Raw genomic sequence first — 17,800 nt, forward strand, 5'->3', positions numbered from 1 at the left:
AAAACAATAGTTACGGATATCCAAAATACAATTACTCACCATCCGACAGGGAGGATGCGAAAATGCGTAAGACAGTGCTTTCGATCGCAATGGCGGTCGGTTTCTCGGGAATGGCATTGGCCGAGCCGGCGAAAGTGATGGTTCCGGCGGGGGCTGGCGGCGGGTACGACACGACCACGCGCCTCGCGATGACCATGCTCGACAAGAGCGGACAGTTCAAAGATGGGGCGGTGTTCACCAACAAGCCGGGTGCAGGCGGAACGCTTGGCCTTGGCGAATTCATCCGGACCAGCAAGGGGCAGGACAACGCCTTGATGGGAATGGGCGTCATCCTGCTGGGTTCGATCATGGCGACGAAAGGCTCGCCACAGATTGCCGAGACCACGCCGATCGCTCGCCTGACTTTCGAGTATAACGGCTTGGCAGTGCCCGCGAACTCGCCATTCAAGGCCGTCAAGGATCTCACGGAGGCGCTGAAGGCCAATCCGGGTGCGGTGGCATTCGGCGGCGGTTCCGCCGGCGGCGTCGATCACATCATCGCCGGCATGATCGCGAAGAATGCCGGCCTTCCCCTGCAAAGACTGAACTACATCGCCTATGGCGGCGGCGCCGAAGCGGTCACGCAACTCGCTGGCGGCAAGATCGCCGTCCTCGTCTCCGGGGCATCGGAACTCAAGGGCCTGGCCGATGCCGGGCGCGTTCGGATCATCGCCGTCACCTCGGACAAGCGCCTGCCCGACATCGACGCCCCCACCTTGAAGGAGAGTGGCGTCGACATCGTCCTCGGGAACTGGCGCGGCATCGTCGGTGCTCCGGGAATGCCGGAAGCGGCACGCAGAATCTGGGTCGAGCGCTTCGCCAAAGCGACCGAGAACCCGGAATGGAAGGCAGAACTCGGCAAGGCCGGCCTTCAGAGCGCCTATCTCGGCGGTGACAACTTCTCCGCCTTCATCGCCAGCGAGAACGCACGGATCAGGCCGATCCTCGAGGAGCTCGGGGTTGCCAAATGACTTCGGCGGTCAAATCCTCCCCGGCGCGGCGTCTGTCGCGCTGGGGCTTGCCGGTTGCTGTCCTGATCCTCGGAGCCGCCCTGCTTCATGAGGCAACGGACCTCCCGCTGACGCAGACTTATGCCGGCATTGGCCCGGGCTTTTTCGTCCTCGCGATCGGTCTCGTCCTCACGGCTCTCGGCCTCGCCCTCGGCTATCAGGTCTTGAGAGGCGCCATCTTCGAACCCGAGGAGGCCGAAGGGGCCGACATCGGCCGGCCGATGCAGTGGAAGGGTTTCCTCACCGCTGCGGCGGGCGTCTTTCTCCCGGTCGCTCTGGTCGGCCATGTCGGCTTCCCCCTTGGCGGAGCCGTCGCTTACGCCCTGGTCACACGCGCATACGGCTCCAAACGGCCACTGGCCGATGTCGCCATCGGCCTCGTCGTGACCTCGATCACCTGGTTCGCCTTCACGAAGCTTGGTGTCCAGCTCGGCGGCTTCTTCCCGCCCGGAGGCTTCTGATGTCCATTTTCGACGCGCTGATGCATGGCTTCGGGATCGCGCTGCAACCGATGAATCTCTTATGGGCACTCGTCGGCTGCGCGCTGGGCACTGCCATCGGCGTCCTGCCGGGCATCGGTCCCGCCCTCACGATCACCCTCCTCCTGCCTGTGACCGTGACAATGTCGCCGACAGCGGCCTTCATCATCTTCGCCGGCGTGTTCTACGGCGCCATGTATGGCGGCTCGACTACCTCGATCCTGATCAACACGCCGGGTGAATCCGGTTCGATGATCACAGCGCTCGAAGGAAACAAGATGGCGAAAAACGGGCGCGGAGCCGCTGCGCTCGCGACCGCAGCCATCGGCTCTTTCGTCGCCGGAACGATCGGCACCGCGCTTCTCACGGTCGCCGCTCCGACCATCTCGGAGATCGCCTTTGTCTTTGGACCCGCCGAATATTTCGCGCTCGCGGTCCTGGCCTTTACCTCCGTCTCGGTCGTGCTCGGCACTTCGATCCTGCGCGGACTGGTTTCGCTCTTCTTCGGCCTCGCGCTCGCGGTGATGGGCACCGATTATCAGGCAGGCCTGCCGCGACTGACCTTCGGCGTCCCGGAATTGTCCGACGGGATCGGCATCACCATCGTGCTGGTCGCGATGTTCGCCGTCGGCGAGATCCTTTTCGTCGCGAGCCGGCTCAGTCTGGCCCCGCAGAAGATCATCGAGGTCAATGGACCGATCGCGATGTCGCGCAAGGATTGGCAGAGATCCTGGAAACCCTGGCTGAGAGGGGCGGCACTCGGTTTTCCGATCGGGGTCATGCCCGCAGGCGGTTCGGAAATCCCGACTCTATTGTCCTACACGCTCGAAAGGCGCCTCTCGAAGAAGCCTGAGGAATTCGGCCACGGCGCGATCGAGGGCGTTGCAGGCCCCGAGGCCGCCAACAATGCGGCCGTCGCCGGTGTCATGGTGCCCCTGCTCACGCTCGGCCTGCCGACATCGGCCACTGCCGCTGTGATGCTGGCCGCCTTCCAGAATTATGGACTCCAGCCCGGGCCAACGCTGTTCACCAGCAATCCGGAGCTGGTCTGGGGCGTGATCGCGTCCCTCTATATCGGCAATCTGATGCTGCTCGTCCTCAATCTGCCGATGGCACGGGTTTGGGTGAAGCTGCTGGCGATCCCGAAGCCGCATCTCTACGCCGGTATCCTAATCTTCTCATTGGTCGGTGTCTGGGGCATTTCCCAGTCCTGGGTCGAATTGCTCGCCCTCGGCGTTCTCGGTGTGATCGGCTACGGATTTCGCTGCTGCTCGGTGCCGATTGCGCCGGCGCTGATTGGTCTCATTCTTGGTCCAATGGCCGAATTACAGCTTCGGCGCGCTCTGGCCATTGGCCAGGGCGATCCGCTGACGCTTGTGTCTTCACCGATCGCCGCAGGGCTCCTGACCATCGCAGCGTTGCTGCTGCTGATCCCGCTGATCCGTTTCGTCCAAACCCGGCGCAGCGAAACGTCGACTGTGACCGCAGCTTAGCGAAAGCGGCGGGCATTCGGCCCCATCAGATTCCCGACGATCCCACAGAACGTTTTCTTGTCGTGCGCGACCAGGCAGGCGGCAAGGTTCCCGTGTTTCGTTTCGATGCCTGGAAGGCTGCCTTTCTTCCCGACGAGCCGGCCTCGCTCATCGGACATTCGAACGTTCAGGCCGGCCACGGCCGAGCCTGCATTGGCACCGAGCGTCAACTGCCGAGGTTATCGGTTCTCCATGAAGCGGATCTTCAGTGTGGAGAAATGGCCTGGGCCAAAGCACTTGGCTTTCGGCGGCGCCCGAGCCGACTTTCAGGTCGGCTCGGGCTTGGTCGAATCTGCCTCAGCGGAATCGGGTGGCTTCCGCGGAATTCGCTAACCGCCCAGTGTCGGGCCGATCGAGATCGAGGTCACGGGTTTCCGGAATCAGCAACCCCGTCAGCAAGGTGATCCCGGCCACGAACATCAGGTAGAACAGGAACAGCCTGTGTTCACCCGTCTGCGAGAGGTAGGTGTTCACATAAGGAGCGGTGCCTCCGAAGATTGCTGTGGCGAGCGAAAGCGGACCGCTGACGCCGGTGGCCCGGACCGATGTCGGAAAGACCTCCGCCCAGACCGCCGTGTTGACCCCGAACAGGCAGGCCAGGATCAGCAGCGCGCAGATCATCGCAGTCAGCAGGCCCGAGAAACTGTTCGTGATAAGCCCGTCGAGCTGGAGTGTCGCCGCGATGAAGCCAAGGCCGAACAAGATGATGAAGATCCGCCGCCCGAACCGGTCGGCGAGCCAGCCGACGATCGGGATGGCGACGAAGAATACCGCCTGCGCGATCAGGCTCGCGGTCAGCGCCGATTTGGGGTCGAGTCCGCGGCTGATCTGCGCGAAGGTCGGGCTGTAGATCAGCCACGTATAGAACATGATCGAACCGCCGGCCGAGAGACCGAAGACGACGGCGACGCCGCGCCAGTTGCGCAGCAGCGGGCCGAGTCCGGTCGCAGTCTTCGCGCCCTGCTCCTGCACCTTCGCGAAACTGTCGGTCTCGCTCAGCCTGCGGCGCAGATAGAGCCCGTAGAAGCCGAGCAGCCCGCCGAGCACGAAGGGAATGCGCCAACCCCAGCTTTCCAGGGCCGTTCGTCCGAGCGTGGCATTGAGCAGCAGGCCGGTGAGCGTTGCGATCATCGTGCCGAGGACGACGCTCATCCATGACGTACTGCCGTAAAGCGCACGTCGATGACGTGGTGCCCGCTCGACCAGATAGGTGACCGACGTTCCCATCTCCCCGCCATGGGCGATCCCCTGAGCGAGGCGTGCGACCAGCAGGATTATGGACGCAGCGAGCCCTACCGTCGCGAAGGTCGGAGCGAATGCGATGACGAGACTGCCGCCGGCCGTGATGAACATCGCCAGCGTCAGGCTCTTCTTACGGCCGACCCGGTCGGCGTAGAGTCCGAACAGGAATCCGCCGAGCGGCCGCGTCAGGAAGCCGGCCGCGAAGACGGCGAGCGCCGCCAGCAGCGCCGCCGACTTGTCCGCGGACGGGAAGAACTGGAGCGCGAAATAGGGCGCGAAGATCGTGTAGATCGTCCAGTCGAACCATTCGAGCGTATTGCCGAAATTGACCGCGATCAGATCCTTCACGCGGCGGGAACGCGGAGCGGCGGGCGCGCCCGCTACGGCGATGTCAGACATGTGGTGAACCCCTCATTTTATTGATGTTGACGCAATCGATGGGGAGGTCGGCGCAGCCTCAGCCGGCGGCACGGCCTTCGAGGCCGAACCGGGCATCGGCATCGGCCCCCGGCACGCGCATTTCGAAGACGTCTTTCACGACCGTGTAGTCGAAGTAACCAAGGCGGGCGATCGGCTTGATCGCGGGAATGTCGAGCTTGCCTTCGCGCGTGATGAAGCGATCGTCGATATGGATCGTCTCGACCTGCGCGAAGACGATATCGATGGTGCCGACCGCTGAATTGCCCTTCAGGCGGTGCGTGCCGAGGTACCGGCATTCGAACTTGACCGGGCTTTCCTTCACCATCGGGATGCGAGCATTGTCTGCATATTCACGCGTCACGTTCAGGCGGTCGAACTCGCTTTCCTCGGGCGGCAGTGCCATCGCGCTCAGGTTGACCGCCTCGCGCAGGTCATAGGTCGCCATGTTCCAGACGAACCAACCGGTCTCCTCGGCGTTGAGCACCGTGTCCTTGCGGCGCCCGTCCGGGTACTGGTTGGCCGAGAACATCACCATCGGCGGATCGAAGGTCAGGTTCTGCCACTGGCTGTAGGGCGCGATGTTCTCGACGCCCGCCGCACTGACGCTGGACAACCAGCCGATCGGCCGCGGCACAGTGCAGCTTTTGAAGGGCGAGAAAGGCAGCGGGCTCGGCTCGATGGAGGGCGAATACTTCATGACGTCGCGTTCCGGAGTCTTGTGGATTTTGATAATATGTCACCGATATATCGGATGGACAGCGGTTTGGAAAGCCCATGGAATCAGCTATCGGATAAGAAACGGAATCGCCTCGTGGCCGGAGGCAGCTGAGCTAGAAGCGGATGAATCAATCGGAACAGGCGGTCGCCGCCTTGCAGCGCCTGATCGAGCAGGGCGAGCTCAAGCCCGGCTCGATGGTGTCCGAGCGCGGCTTGATGGAAGCGACCGGCCTCGGCCGCACCCCGGTGCGGGAAGCGATTCAGCGCCTCGCCCTCAACCATATGCTGCGCATCCACCCCAACAAGGGCATCGAAATCCCGGCTATCTCCGTCGAAGACCAGCTCAGCGGCCTTGAGGTTCGCCGGGCCGTCGAGGTGCTCGCAGTCGGGCTCGCTTGCCGCCGGGCGACCGAGAAAGACATCGAGGAGATCGCTGCGCTGAAAGCGACCCTGTCCGGCGGGTTTGATCTCCACAGCTATTCCGAGACCGTGCGCCAGACTCACGCCCTGATCATCCAGGCCGCGCACAATCCCTATCTGGAAGCGTTGATGGTGCCGTTGCAGACCTTGTCACGCCGGTTCTGGATCATGCATGTCCGCGACGAGCAGGCCGAGATCGCCCATGGCAAGCGGCTGCACCACGACATCCTGCAGGCGATCCTGGCTCGAGACGCGCCCGAGGCCGGCGCGGCCTCCCAGGCGCTCAACAGCTACCTGGTCGAGTTCGCTCTTTCGGTCGTGGCGAGGATGGCCACCTCGCCCAATTAAATGTCGAAGCTGTCACTGGCCGGCCACCGTGATGCCCTGCCGGAACAAGTGGAATTGAGAGAAAAGAGACGCCGTGCCGCCAGTATGAATGACGCAGGCCGGTTCTCCCGCCGGAAACCGGCCGCGAAGAGCCATATCGATGAACCCGGCGAACGTCTTGGCGGTATAGACATGTTCCAGGAGGATGCCTTCGGTACGCGCGAGCGTCAGAATTGCCTCCTCGGAAGCCAGTGTCGGTTCGCCGTAGCCCGGCCCCAGATAATCCATGTGATAATGGATCGGCAGGTTATTGAGATCAGCGACGAATAAGCCGGTATGAGCGGCAAGGTCGCCATAGATGCGCGCGATCCGCGCGGCAAGATCGGCTTGACCGTATTCGACGCTCACGAGATGGATTTCGAACGGATCGTCCTGTAGCGCATTGCCGAAGATGAAGCCCGCTTCAGTCGGCCCCATGGAGCCAGGCAGGACCACATGCCGAATCGGATGGTCGAGTTCTCGCGACTGACGGTGAAGCTCGCCCGCTGCCGCAACATAGCCGAGGGCGCCGATGATCGCGTCACCGACGACATAGGGTCGGCGGCCCTGTCGCCGCAGCTCCGCAGCGGCGTCCTCCACCATGATGGCGCGCCGCGTCTCGTCGACGGGTCCAAGAAAACGCACCTGCGCCCCGAATAATCCGTTCAGGAACGAGGCACGGCGGCTTTCCTCGTGTTCGCGCGCATTGTGGAACACGATGCAGTCGAGCCCCGCCACGGCAGCGGCGGCGGCGGTAAGGCGGCATTGGTTCGACATCGGCCCGCCGGCAACGAGCACGATATCCGCACTCTCGGCGATCGCGGCGCCGAGCCAGAATTCCAGGCTGCGCAGCTTGTTGCCGCCCATGCCGATCTCCATCTGGTCGTCGCGCTTCACATAGAGCAGACGGCGATCGAGACGTTCCTCGAGACGTGTCAAGCGGCGCAGCGGCGTTTCGGCTTCAAGCAGTTTGAAGCGGGGGGCTTTGATTTCGGACATGTCGCCTCTTCGATTGATCTCGACCGGTATCCGCACTTAGCGGAACGAGGGCGGGCTGCCCCTTTTCTTGATCTGATCGAGATAATTGTAGAGCGTGTACTTGGAGACGTTGAGCTTGCCGGCAACGATGTCGATCGCTCCCTTGACCAGGAAGACGCCGCGCTCGTCCAATCTTTCCACGATCTCCATGCGATGTGCCTTGCCCGCGACACTACGAGGATTGCTACGGCCGCTCAGCACCTGGGCGATGAGCGTATCGACGGTTTCTCCGATGTCGTCGATAGAGCCCGCTGGAGCTGGCCGAGCTGGACCGAAATTGCAGAATGTCTGCAGCACGTCGATGCTAGAGATCAAGTTCTCGATGCAAAGGTCGATTTTCAGACAACCGATAGGCTGGCCGGAGGCTGGATCGTCAATAACGGTGAGCGAGGTACTGAGCCGGCGCCCATCGGGTGTTGCAGAAGTGAAGAGCGACTTGCCGGAGCTTTCGCCCGTTGCAGCGTTGAGGCGAGGAACGAGGGCCGGTGCCAGGCGCGAGCCGATGGCGACGTCCATCACCGAGCCAGCGACGGCGACCAGGGTCGGGATACCCGGGCGCAGATCGTAAAGGGAGACTTGGCAATTGTTGCCGAACTGCGCGACCAGCGTATCCATCAGCCGGACATGGGAGCCGAACGGCCCCCACTTTTCGACATCTGTCCGGGTCATCTGCTAGCTCCAGCTTCTGCGTTTCCGTTGCCGGCGCCCTTTGCCCTCGACCTCCGCTCCAGCTCATCGACGACCATTAGGACCGGAAAACAGAACAGGAAGTAGAGCAGCGCGACCAGCCCGTAGATGTAGAGAACGCTGGCGGGAAACCGCAAGATCGCTATTTCCGCCTGCCGCGTCAGTTCGGCGATACCGACCACCGAGACGATCGACGTGGCCTTGATGAGGTTGACATAGACGCCGCCGAGCGACGGCAGGACGAGCGCGACGGATTGCGGCAGGATGACGAGGCGCAGCGTCTGGATCGTGGTGAGACCAACAGCAAAGGAGGCCTCCCACTGGCCACGGGGAATTGCGCGGATCGCCGAGCTGACGATCTCGGTAACGTAGCTCGACGTATAGATACCAAGGCTGACAATCGCCGCTGTTTGGGAATTCCATTTCAGCCAGGAAACGCCGGTATTCGGCAATACGAAATAGGCGATGTAGAGTTGCACCAAGAACGGCGTGCCGCGCAGCAGATGGAGATAGGCTCCGATTGCCGCGGAAAAACCGCGAAACTGCTGACCACGCACGACGCCGAGGACGGTGCCGAGAAGCGACCCCCAGACCACGCCGAGCAGCGAGAGCCATAAGGTCTCAAGGAACCCCTGCAGCAAGAACGGCGCGACGGCGGCGAAGACATCGGCATAGCGCTGCATCAGGCAGCTCTCCCGCCGGCGACACCGCCCGCAAGCCGCCGCTGCGCTGCCCGCGAGAGGACAAGAAGGACGAGATAGATGAGAAGATAGATTATCGCGACCGACAGAAAACCTTCGTTCGGCTTGATCCGCTCGCTGTTGAGCAGCATGCCTGCGCTCAGGATGTCAAATACGGTGATCAACGACAGGAGCGAGGTATCCTTTACAAGAATCGCGGCTTGACCCAGCAGCGGCGGCAAAGTCTTCGCGAACGCTTGCGGCAAGATCACGAGACGATATTGCTGGGCTGGACTGAGACCGAGAGCGATTGCGCCTTCGCGTTGACCGCGGGGCACCGAGACGATACCGGAACGAATGATCTCGGCCATATAGGGCGTCGTATGGATCGTCAGGGCGATGATGCCGAGCACGATCTCCGGCCACTTGCCGGCAGGCGGGATCAGAAGCGGCAGGCCGAAATAGACGATGTAGATCTGGATCAGTAGCGGCGTCGACCGGATGATTTGGGTATAATTCCACATGGCCGCGGTAAGAATACGGCTTCCATACAGACGCGTAAGCGCGACCAAGAAACCGAGGGCGATGGACAGGGCGAGACTTGCCGCTGCCGCCATGATCGTATTGGCTCCGCCACGCATGAACTCGTCAACGTATTGCGCGACGATCCTGTAATTATAGATCGATACGATGCCTGCCAGGATCTGATCCAGCATCCTGCACCCCGCCCGCGTAGTTTTTTGATACCGGCAACAAGTCGGGGCCGGACTTCTTTGTCGGCCTTACTTGTGATCGACCTGCCAGGCGGTGGTGTTCCACCAATATTCGAGCAGGTGGTCCAGCTTGCGGTTGGCGGAGATGAGTTCGACGTAGTTATCCATCCAGAACTTCAGATGAACGTTCTCCTTGCGGGTCGCGAAGGCTAGCGGTTCGCGGGTGATCACACCGTCGAGCAGTTTGAGATTGTCGTAATCGTTGGTGTATCCGCGTACGTTGCCGAGATCGGACAGCGCGCCATCGATGCGCCCGGCGGAGAGGGCTTGCGCCACGGTGGGGCCGCTTGCGAACTCCTTGACCGTGGCGCGGGGCAGGAAATCCTTCACCGCAGTGACATAGGTGCCGCCCTGGACGGCGCCAATATTCAGGCCTGGCTGGTTCAACTCCTCCCAGGATTTGAACGGCTTGTCTTTCGTGGTGAACGCCACCGTCTGCTGGTAGAAAAATGGCTTCGAGAACAGAAGCGCCGCAGTGCGTTCCGGAGTAGGCGTCATATCGGCAGCGATGAGGTCGAATTTTCCTGCAAGCAGAGCGGGGATGAGCCCCTTCCAGTCGTAGTCCTGCAGCACCAGTTTCACACCGAGGTCCTTCGCCATCATCTTCGCGATGTCGATCGCGAGACCTGTGCGCTCGCCCTTCTTGTTGACGAAGCTGACGGGAGCGCCTTGCGTCTGCACTCCCACGCGCAGCTCACCGCGCTGCAGGATGTTATCCATGCTCATATCGGTCGCCTGGGCACTGGCCTGCACGCAAAGCAGCCCGACAAGACCCAGCGCCAATGCCGCCGCCTTCACATATCGCTTCATTGCCCTTCCCCTTTTTGCCTGACCCGCAAGCTGCCCCCCGACGGGGCCAGCCGAGAAACCGCAGAGCTCCGAGCATTTGCTAGGTCGCCCCGGCGCGTCCGCGCTTCGAACCGGAGAGACCGCATGCCACCGCAACGGAACCCGAGCGCGTCGGATATGAATTACCAACAAATTTTTTTGAGTCTACAAAATTTTTGTATACCCATGTAGATGGGCTGAGCGGAGGGGAGGCGGGCCGCCGGCTCAGGCGCCCGACATCGTGCGCTTATGCTGCTCCATCACATACTTCGCGACAAAATAGTCGATATGACTTCCGCCGCCGTTCTTCATCATCGTGATCTCGTCCGCAGAAGTGCGGCCAGGGATCCGGCCCTGGCATAGAGCGAACAGATCGCCCCTGACATCGGAAGGGGTGATCAGGCCTGCTGCATAGGGTCGGGTGAACTCGCCGGAGCGTTCGGTCGTCTGACGATGGTCGACGAAGATGGCGCTGCGTCGGATCACGTCGTCGTCGGCCTCGCGCATCTCGGGCGTGAACGAGCCCACAAGATCCACATGGGCTCCGGGCTTCAGAAGCCGGCCCTTGATGATCGGCTCCTCAGCCATGGTCGCTGAGGATAGGATATCCGCCTGGGGAATGGCCGTGTCGAGATCCGGCGCGACCACGGCAGGAATGCCCTCATTCCGCAACTGTGCCGTCAGGCGTTCGGCCGGCAGGGGAGAGCGGTTCCAGATCAGTACGCGCTCGATGCCAGGGCGCACGCTCATATGCGCGCGCACCAGATAGGGCGCGAGGCCGCCCGCCCCCACCATCAATAACGTCTTTGCGTCCTTGCGCGCCAATATGCTGGCGCCGAGAGCGGAATCAGCGGAGGTCTTGCGAAAGATGACCGCCTCACCGTCGATGATCGCCTCGGTCACTCCCGTCTCGCCATTGATGAAGGCATAGATGGAGTTCACGGTGGATATGCCGTGTCGTTCCTTGTTGCGTGGGAAAGAGGTGACGAGCTTCACCAACATGCCCTCCTCGGGCTCCCACGCCGGCAACAGGATGAAGATGTCGGGTCGGCCGTCCGCATGCGCCTCTTCGTAGATGTGCCGGTCGGACATCTTGGGCATCTCGCCGAGATGAGCCTTTCGCAACGCCTCGACCAGCCCCTCATAACCGAGCAACTGGTGGACACGGGCGGCATCGATCATCTGCACAGGAACTCTCCTAGACTCTATCGGATGGATATGGGTTCAGACTTGGTAGTTGGCGTGGTGGTGCGGGCGGAGCGCCGCATGGTCGAGAGACACACCGAGGCCAGCGCCGGTGGGAACGGGCATCGCGCCGTTCCGGACGGTGGGTTCGAGAGGATTCTCAAGCACTTCGAGGTAGGCGGGTTCGCGGTCGTAATCGGGGAAGTATTCGAGGACCATGAAATTGGGGATGACGGCCGAGAGCTGGGCCGAAATTGCGGTAGCGAGCGTACTGCCGTAATTGTGCGGCGCGACGCGAAGGTTATTCGCCTCCGCCATCCCGGCGATCATCCGCGCCTCCATCAACCCGCCGGTGTTGCAGATGTCCGGCTGCGCGATGGCGATCGCATCGAGGCGCATGATGCGCTCGAAGGCGGCGCGGCCTTGGCAACGTTCCCCCGCTGCCATGGCGATCGAGGTGCCGGCAGCGACGCGGGCCATCGCCTCAGGGGACGAGGGGTCCACTGCCTCCTCAATGAACAGCACGTCGAGATGCTCGATCCTGCGGCAGATGCGCAGCACCTGGTCGGTGGTCAGCCCCCCGCCGAAATCGAGCATAATTTCCACGGACGGCCCCACCGCTTCACGCAGAGCCACGACGCGATCGCAGACGAGGGGAATGAAGCGGGCGTCGAGGGAGCGCCGCATAGGGTGGCGCACGACGCTGACCGGATCGGCGAGACCGAGGGGATAGAATTTCAGGCCCGAAAAGCCGCGCGCCACGGTCTCCACGCCGGCTCGGGCATAGTCATCAGGTGTATCGCAGCCGATCCACCAGCCGTTTGCATAGACCGACAGTTCCTCGCGCATGGCGCCGCCGAACAACTCATGGACCGGCAGCCCCGCTGCCTTGCCCTTGATGTCCCACAAGGCATGCTCGATGGCACTGAGCGCCGCATAGCTGATAGCTCCGCCATTTCGGGTCCAGAAGGATAGATCGTAGATGTCGTGCCAGATTGCGCCGATCTTCGCCGGATCGCGTCCGAGGACATGGCGCGTGATCATGTCGCCGAGCATGGCCGCCGCCGCCCGGTCGCCGATACCGTATGCGACGCCAGCCTCGCCGATGCCGGTGATGCCGGTATCGGTGGTGAGCTCCAACAGCACCGCGCGGCGATTGCCAGTTGGGGCGAGATAAATATCTGCTTGTTCGATCTTCATGAAACCGGCTCCGGAAGAGGTGACCGCCCGAGACGGGCGATCGTGAGCGCCAGCGCCTGCGCGCGCGGCACCAGGCTGTCGAGGTCGAGATATTCGTTGGCGGTGTGCGCTTCCCAGCCGATAGGACCTGTGCCGCAGAGCGTCGGGCAGCCCACATAGGCAGCGAAGCCGGAATCGGCGCATCCCATGGAGTAATCCCCGCCCACCGCAAGGCCGACCTGAGCCGCCGCTGCGCGATAGGTCTCGAACAGGGCGGCGGAGGCGGGGCTCGGCTCCATGGCGCAGAATTCGCCGAGGATCGTCAGCTCCGCCCGTGCGCCGGGAACCTTCGCCTCCGCCACGATGGCTTCCACCTTTCGCATCATCTCGATGCGCTGGGTCTCCTGTGTGAAGCGCAGGTCGAAGCTCGCCTCGGCGTCCGACGCGATCGTGTTGAGCGACATGCCGCCGGACACGAGGCCGACATTCAGCGTATAGCCTTCGTCCGGGTTCGACAGGGCATGGAGCGCGGTGATCTTGTGGGCGAGATCACCGATCGCCGAGATGCCCTCGCGATAGTTGCCGCCGGAATGAGCCGCCTTGCCGGTAACGCGAACGCGCATGAAGACCCCGCCGCGCCGGCCGGTGACGACATTGCCGCTGGGTCGACCGGGTTCCGCATTCAGCGCTGCTCTGGCGCCGCGTGTCATCGCCTCGATATCCTCCCGGCATTCCGGCGTGCCGATTTCCTCGTCGCTGGTGGCGAGGAGGACGAGCGGCGCGATCCCGATGCCGAGGTGCTGGAAGGCGGCCATGACGAAGGCGTTCTGAACGAGCCCGCCCTTCATGTCGCAGACCCCAGGCCCGTAGGCGCGCTTACCCTTGATGCGGAACGGGCGACGCGCCGCCTCTCCCTTGGGGAAAACGGTGTCGCGATGCCCCATCAACACGATGGGAGGCCCCTCCGGGCCGCCATTGAGATCGGCGCGCAGCACGTCGCCATGGTGCTGCTTCGGCAGGAGCCGCGTTCGTAGCCCGTGCCCATCGAGGAATCGGCGCAAGCGACTGCCGACCTCGTCGACACCCTCCTTGTCGTAGGAGCCGGAATCGATATTTACGAGCTCTTCCAGGAGCGTAATCATGGCTAGCTTCTGTTCGGCGAGCCAGGCGTGAATGGCTTGCAAGGCTTCTGTCACGACGCGTTCCTCGCAGGGACGAAGGTCCCGCCGCGCAGGTCCTCCACGGAGTGATGGCAGAGGATCTCGTGGCCGGCCGCCGGCCGGCGCAGCGGCGGCACCGTCTGCCGGCAATGCCCTTCGATGACCCGCGGGCAGCGCGGGGCGAAGGCGCAGCCCTGCCCATTGAGCGCCTGCGCACCCACTTCGCCGGCGAGCGGCGGCCTGGCCGGCGACGGATTGTCGAGGCCCGGCACCGACGACAGCAGCGCCTCGCAATAGGGATGGAAGGGCGGCGAGAAGACCTGCACGGCTTCGCCCATCTCGACGATGCGCCCGCCATACATCACCGCCACCCGGTCAGCGACATAGCGCACCACCGAGAGATCGTGGGAGATGAAGATGAGCGCGGTGTCAGAATCCTTCTGCGCGGCGAGCAGCAGCTCGAGGATGGCTGTCTTCACCGAGGTGTCGAGGGCAGACGTGGGCTCGTCGGCGACGACGAGACTCGGCCGGCCGGCGAAGGCGCGCGCTACGGCAATGCGCTGCTTCTGCCCTCCCGACAAGCGAGCGGCTGACATCTGCAGCACATCGTGAGGCAGTCGCACGAGATCGAGCAGACGCCGCACTTCGGCCTGTCGCTCCCGCGCCGTGCGGGCGCTGCCAAGCTTCTTTACCGCCCGATCCAGGATGAAGCCAACGCTGTGGGAAGGGTTGAGGGTGGTGTCCGGGTTCTGGAACACCATCTGAACGTTGCGTATCTGGTCGCGGGTGCGCCGGCTCGTGACCTGTCCAGTGACGTCGCTGCCAAGAAGGGTGATGCGTCCGCCGCTCGGCACCTCGAGCCCCATTATGATGCGCGCAAGGGTGGATTTCCCGCAGCCGGATTCCCCTACGATGCCCAGGGTCTCCCCCGCATGCAGATCGAAGCTCACCGCTTCGTTAGCGCGAATGCTAGCAATGGGCCGACCGAGGAGCCGCCCGATCGCATAGGTTTTCGAAACCTGGTCTAGGCTGAGCACGGCTGCGCCCTTTGGTGCCGGCGCGTTGAGGGCGAAAGATGCGCCTCCGCTCGTGGACTGGTACGCCGCTTCCTCGGCAGGAACCTGCGGCCAGCGGTTACAGCGGATGTCGGAACCGTCCGGGGTCCGCTCCACGGCGATCGGTCGGCCGCAGATGCTCGCCTGCGCATGGGCGCATCGGTCGATGAAGGTACAGGTCTGCGGCAGGTCGACGAGCCGGGGCACTCGGCCAGCGATGGATTTCAGGCGATAGGCGGCGCGGCCGCGATCGAGGCGCGGAATGCAGGCGAGAAGGCCACGAGTATAGGGGTGGCGGGGCGCCCCTAGGATCGCCTCGGTGAGGCCCTGCTCCACGATCTGCCCCGCATACATTACCCCCACCCGGTCACACATGCGCCGCACGAGGCCAAGATTGTGGGAAATGAACAGCATGGTCGTGCCGCGCACCGCGCGCATGTGCATGAGTAGGTCCACGATCTGCGCCTCTACAGTGACGTCGAGGGCGGTCGTCGGCTCGTCCAGGATGAGAAGGTCGGGTTCGGCCAGGAAGGCCATGGCGATGACGACGCGCTGCTGCTGGCCGCCGGACAGCTGGTGCGGGAAGCGCCGCATCGCGCCTTCGGGGTCGGGAAGTCCCACTGCGCGCAGCATCTGGACGGCGCGCTCGCGCGACGTCACCTCACCGTTTTCGCCATGTCGCACCTCGCGCATCTGCGCGCCGATGGTCATCGTTGGGTTCAATGCGGTGGAGGCGTCCTGATAGACTATGGCGATACGGCGGCCGCGGATAGCCCGCAGCTCCTGCGCCGATATGCCGGCGAGATCTTGCCCATCGAACAGGATGCGGCCGCCGGAGATGCGGCCCCGCTTGCCGAGACAACGCATGATCGCCATGGCGATGGTGGATTTGCCGCAGCCGGATTCCCCCACGAGGCCGAAACATTCGCCACGTTTCAGACTGAAGGAGGTTCCGGCGATGGCGACCACATCGCCCTTGCCTGCCGCATAGCGGATCTCGAGTTCCTCGACGCTCAGTACGGCCCGCGCTTCAGGAGGCATCGGCGACCTCCTGCAAACCATCTGCGACCAGGTTGAAGCCCATCACGAGAGTGACGATCGCCGCCGCCGGAAACAGCGCCATATGCGGATAGACCACGAGCATCGGGGTGGCTTCGCGCACCATGCCGCCCCAGTCGGGATTGGGCGGCGGCAGACCAAGGCCAAGGAAGCCAAGGACCCCGATAGCGATGATCGTGTAGCCCATTCGCATGCAGAAATCGACGATGAGCGGCCCACGCGCATTGGGCAGGATCTCCACCAGCATGATGAAGAGAGCGCTTTCGCCGCGCGTACGCGCCGCTGCCACGAAATCTCGGGTGCGCAGGTCGAGGGTAATACCCCGCACCAGCCGCGCGATGCCGGGACTGGAGATGAAGATCACCGCCAGCATGATGTTGAAGGCCGAGGGGCCGAGGGAGGCGATGAGGACGACGTAGAGGACGATCTTGGGGAAGGACAACAGGACATCGATGGCCCGGGACAGAACATCGTCTACCCAGCCGCCGAAATAGCCGGCGGTCATACCCGCCGCGACGCCGATGATATAAGACGAGATCAACGCCAGCGGCGCGATGACAAGCACCGGCCGTGCCCCCCAGACGATGCGGGCGAAAATGTCCCGCCGCAACTGGTCCGCCCCGAACCAATGAGTCTTGGAGGGCAGGGCATGGCCGACCGCCGACATGTATTGCGTATTGGGATCGGACGGCGCGATCAGAGGGGCGAGGAGCGCGACGAGCGCCCAGAACACGATGATGCCAAGGCCGATGCAGAGCGTCCGGGATTCGCGCAGCCGATGCAGGCCAAACCGGCGCGCGGCGGCGAGCGGCCCCGCGGGGACGAGCGGAGAGGTCGCTTCTGCGCTCATGACAGCCGGATCCTGGGATTGAGGAGCATGTAGCCGAGATCGCCGAGAAGCTGCGTGGTGACGGCAACGAAGACGGCGATCAGCGTCGCGGCCTCGATGACTGCGATGTCTCCGAACAGCGCAGCCTCCAGCAGGAAGCGGCCGATACCGGGATATGCGAACACGACCTCGGTGACGACGACGCCGCTGATCAGCCAGTTGATCTGGAGCAGGATCACGGTGAACGGCGTCAGCATGGCGTTGCGGAACGCATGACGCAGCACGATCGCCGGGCGCGACAACCCCTTCAGCGTTGCGGTGCGGATATAGGGGGTCGCCATGACCTCGATCATCGAGGCCCGCACGAAGCGAGAGACATAGGCTGTGACATAAAGTGTCAGCACCGCCACCGGCAGCACGTATTGGGAGGCAATGGACCAGCGCCCGCCGACTTGTAGAGGGCTGGTACCCGGAAGCCAGCCGAGCCAGACGACGAAGATGCTCATCAGGATGACGGCAGACGCAAATTCGGGAATGGAGGCGAAGACCGTCGACAGCGTCGTCAGGCCGCGATCCAGCGGTCTATGCGCATGAAGGCCGGCCACGGTCCCGAGCAGGATGGCAAGGGGCACAAAGGTAAGGAAGGCAAGTGCGGCGAGCGTCGCGGAATGAGACAGGCGCGTCCAGATGACATCGGCCACCGGCGTCTTCATCATCGTGGAGAAGCCGAAATTGCCGAAATACCGGTCGCCCCGGGGATCGGTGAAATTGAGTCCAAGCGCGGGATTCTGCAGCGGATCGCTGCGCAGGCCCATTATGACGCCAAGCCAGCGCCCGTAGCGCGCCGGCAAGGGATCGGAGAGCTGGAGCCGCTCCGCCAATATCTGCACCTGCTCGTCGGTGGCGAACTGGCCGAGCGTCTTGCGCGCGACGTTGCCCGGCGATGCCTCCACCATCACGAAGACGAGGAAGGACGCGACGAGCATGGTGAAAGCGGCGGACGCTAGACGCCGCAGCACGAATGCGATCATGATCAACTATCCAAGATCACGCGACTGGAGCCGGCGAACGAAACGCAAGGCGCGCACTCGCCGGGAACGAG

Annotated in this window: 18 protein-coding genes; 4 read left to right on the forward strand and 14 right to left on the reverse strand. The window is 63.3% G+C overall.

Annotation, left to right across the window (positions count from 1 at the left end):
• Positions 1-62 precede the first annotated feature (62 nt).
• The 3 genes from J0I42_RS06320 to J0I42_RS06330 are packed head-to-tail and all read left to right on the forward strand — an operon-like array spanning position 63 to position 3,021.
• On the forward strand, positions 63-1,010 hold the full coding sequence (locus tag J0I42_RS06320) for a Bug family tripartite tricarboxylate transporter substrate binding protein (protein WP_291653868.1): 948 nt from the start codon (positions 63-65) through the stop codon (positions 1,008-1,010).
• Positions 1,007-1,510 carry a tripartite tricarboxylate transporter TctB family protein gene (locus J0I42_RS06325; RefSeq protein ID WP_291653871.1) on the forward strand — a complete coding sequence of 168 codons (504 nt, stop codon included), beginning with the start codon at positions 1,007-1,009 and terminating at the stop codon, positions 1,508-1,510. Before J0I42_RS06320 ends, J0I42_RS06325 begins: the two co-directional genes overlap by 4 nt.
• Positions 1,510-3,021 (forward strand): tripartite tricarboxylate transporter permease, encoded by a 1,512-nt coding sequence (locus J0I42_RS06330; RefSeq protein WP_291653873.1) that lies wholly within the window; start codon positions 1,510-1,512, stop codon positions 3,019-3,021. Before J0I42_RS06325 ends, J0I42_RS06330 begins: the two co-directional genes overlap by 1 nt.
• On the opposite strand, the gene J0I42_RS06335 is transcribed toward J0I42_RS06330, so the two are convergent.
• The 3 genes from J0I42_RS06335 to J0I42_RS06345 form a co-directional block, all read right to left on the reverse strand.
• Complete coding sequence (locus tag J0I42_RS06335) at positions 3,018-3,230, reverse strand: hypothetical protein (RefSeq protein ID WP_291653875.1); 213 nt, start codon at positions 3,228-3,230, stop codon at positions 3,018-3,020. The two genes, J0I42_RS06330 and J0I42_RS06335, sit on opposite strands and share 4 nt — an antisense overlap.
• A 127-nt stretch (positions 3,231-3,357) precedes the next feature.
• Entirely contained in the window at positions 3,358-4,701 is a 1,344-nt protein-coding gene (locus J0I42_RS06340; protein ID WP_291653877.1) for an MFS transporter, read from the reverse strand.
• A gap of 58 nt (positions 4,702-4,759) precedes the next feature.
• Positions 4,760-5,419 (reverse strand): flavin reductase family protein, encoded by a 660-nt coding sequence (locus tag J0I42_RS06345; RefSeq protein WP_291653879.1) that lies wholly within the window; start codon positions 5,417-5,419, stop codon positions 4,760-4,762.
• Positions 5,420-5,562: 143 nt separating this feature from the next.
• Here J0I42_RS06345 and J0I42_RS06350 point away from each other — a divergent pair, with 143 nt between their 5' ends.
• Positions 5,563-6,207, forward strand: a complete 645-nt coding sequence (locus J0I42_RS06350) for a GntR family transcriptional regulator (protein WP_291653881.1) — start codon at positions 5,563-5,565, stop codon at positions 6,205-6,207.
• Positions 6,208-6,219: 12 nt separating this feature from the next.
• Here J0I42_RS06350 and J0I42_RS06355 read toward each other — a convergent pair whose 3' ends face one another.
• The 11 genes from J0I42_RS06355 to J0I42_RS06405 all read right to left on the reverse strand — a co-directional run bounded on the left by J0I42_RS06355 (position 6,220) and on the right by J0I42_RS06405 (position 17,729).
• The gene (locus J0I42_RS06355) at positions 6,220-7,224 is read right to left on the reverse strand and encodes a 1-aminocyclopropane-1-carboxylate deaminase/D-cysteine desulfhydrase (protein WP_291653883.1); all 1,005 of its coding nucleotides are present in this window, start codon (positions 7,222-7,224) and stop codon (positions 6,220-6,222) included.
• 36 nt (positions 7,225-7,260) lie between these two features.
• The gene (locus J0I42_RS06360) at positions 7,261-7,932 is read right to left on the reverse strand and encodes a helix-turn-helix domain-containing protein (RefSeq protein ID WP_291653885.1); all 672 of its coding nucleotides are present in this window, start codon (positions 7,930-7,932) and stop codon (positions 7,261-7,263) included.
• On the reverse strand, positions 7,929-8,633 hold the full coding sequence (locus tag J0I42_RS06365; protein WP_291653887.1) for an amino acid ABC transporter permease: 705 nt from the start codon (positions 8,631-8,633) through the stop codon (positions 7,929-7,931). The genes J0I42_RS06360 and J0I42_RS06365 overlap by 4 nt, the downstream gene beginning before the upstream one ends.
• Positions 8,633-9,346 carry an amino acid ABC transporter permease gene (locus J0I42_RS06370; RefSeq protein WP_291653890.1) on the reverse strand — a complete coding sequence of 238 codons (714 nt, stop codon included), beginning with the start codon at positions 9,344-9,346 and terminating at the stop codon, positions 8,633-8,635. Before J0I42_RS06370 ends, J0I42_RS06365 begins: the two co-directional genes overlap by 1 nt.
• Before the next feature lie 66 nt (positions 9,347-9,412).
• The gene (locus J0I42_RS06375) at positions 9,413-10,213 is read right to left on the reverse strand and encodes an ABC transporter substrate-binding protein (RefSeq protein ID WP_291653891.1); all 801 of its coding nucleotides are present in this window, start codon (positions 10,211-10,213) and stop codon (positions 9,413-9,415) included.
• A gap of 243 nt (positions 10,214-10,456) precedes the next feature.
• On the reverse strand, positions 10,457-11,413 hold the full coding sequence (locus J0I42_RS06380) for an ornithine cyclodeaminase (protein ID WP_291654047.1): 957 nt from the start codon (positions 11,411-11,413) through the stop codon (positions 10,457-10,459).
• Positions 11,414-11,455: 42 nt separating this feature from the next.
• A complete protein-coding gene (locus J0I42_RS06385) occupies positions 11,456-12,616 on the reverse strand; it encodes a mandelate racemase/muconate lactonizing enzyme family protein (RefSeq protein ID WP_291653893.1) in 1,161 nt (386 codons plus the stop codon).
• Positions 12,613-13,737 (reverse strand): M20 family metallopeptidase, encoded by a 1,125-nt coding sequence (locus J0I42_RS06390; protein WP_465247650.1) that lies wholly within the window; start codon positions 13,735-13,737, stop codon positions 12,613-12,615. The genes J0I42_RS06385 and J0I42_RS06390 overlap by 4 nt, the downstream gene beginning before the upstream one ends.
• 50 nt (positions 13,738-13,787) lie before the next feature.
• Positions 13,788-15,851 (reverse strand): ABC transporter ATP-binding protein, encoded by a 2,064-nt coding sequence (locus tag J0I42_RS06395; RefSeq protein ID WP_291653897.1) that lies wholly within the window; start codon positions 15,849-15,851, stop codon positions 13,788-13,790.
• A complete protein-coding gene (locus tag J0I42_RS06400; protein WP_291653899.1) occupies positions 15,841-16,719 on the reverse strand; it encodes an ABC transporter permease in 879 nt (292 codons plus the stop codon). Before J0I42_RS06400 ends, J0I42_RS06395 begins: the two co-directional genes overlap by 11 nt.
• Positions 16,716-17,729, reverse strand: a complete 1,014-nt coding sequence (locus J0I42_RS06405; protein ID WP_291653901.1) for an ABC transporter permease — start codon at positions 17,727-17,729, stop codon at positions 16,716-16,718. Before J0I42_RS06405 ends, J0I42_RS06400 begins: the two co-directional genes overlap by 4 nt.
• Positions 17,730-17,800: the final 71 nt, after the last annotated feature.

Source organism: Allobosea sp. (genome assembly GCF_017308015.1).
Classification (GTDB): Bacteria; Pseudomonadota; Alphaproteobacteria; order Rhizobiales; family Beijerinckiaceae; genus Allobosea.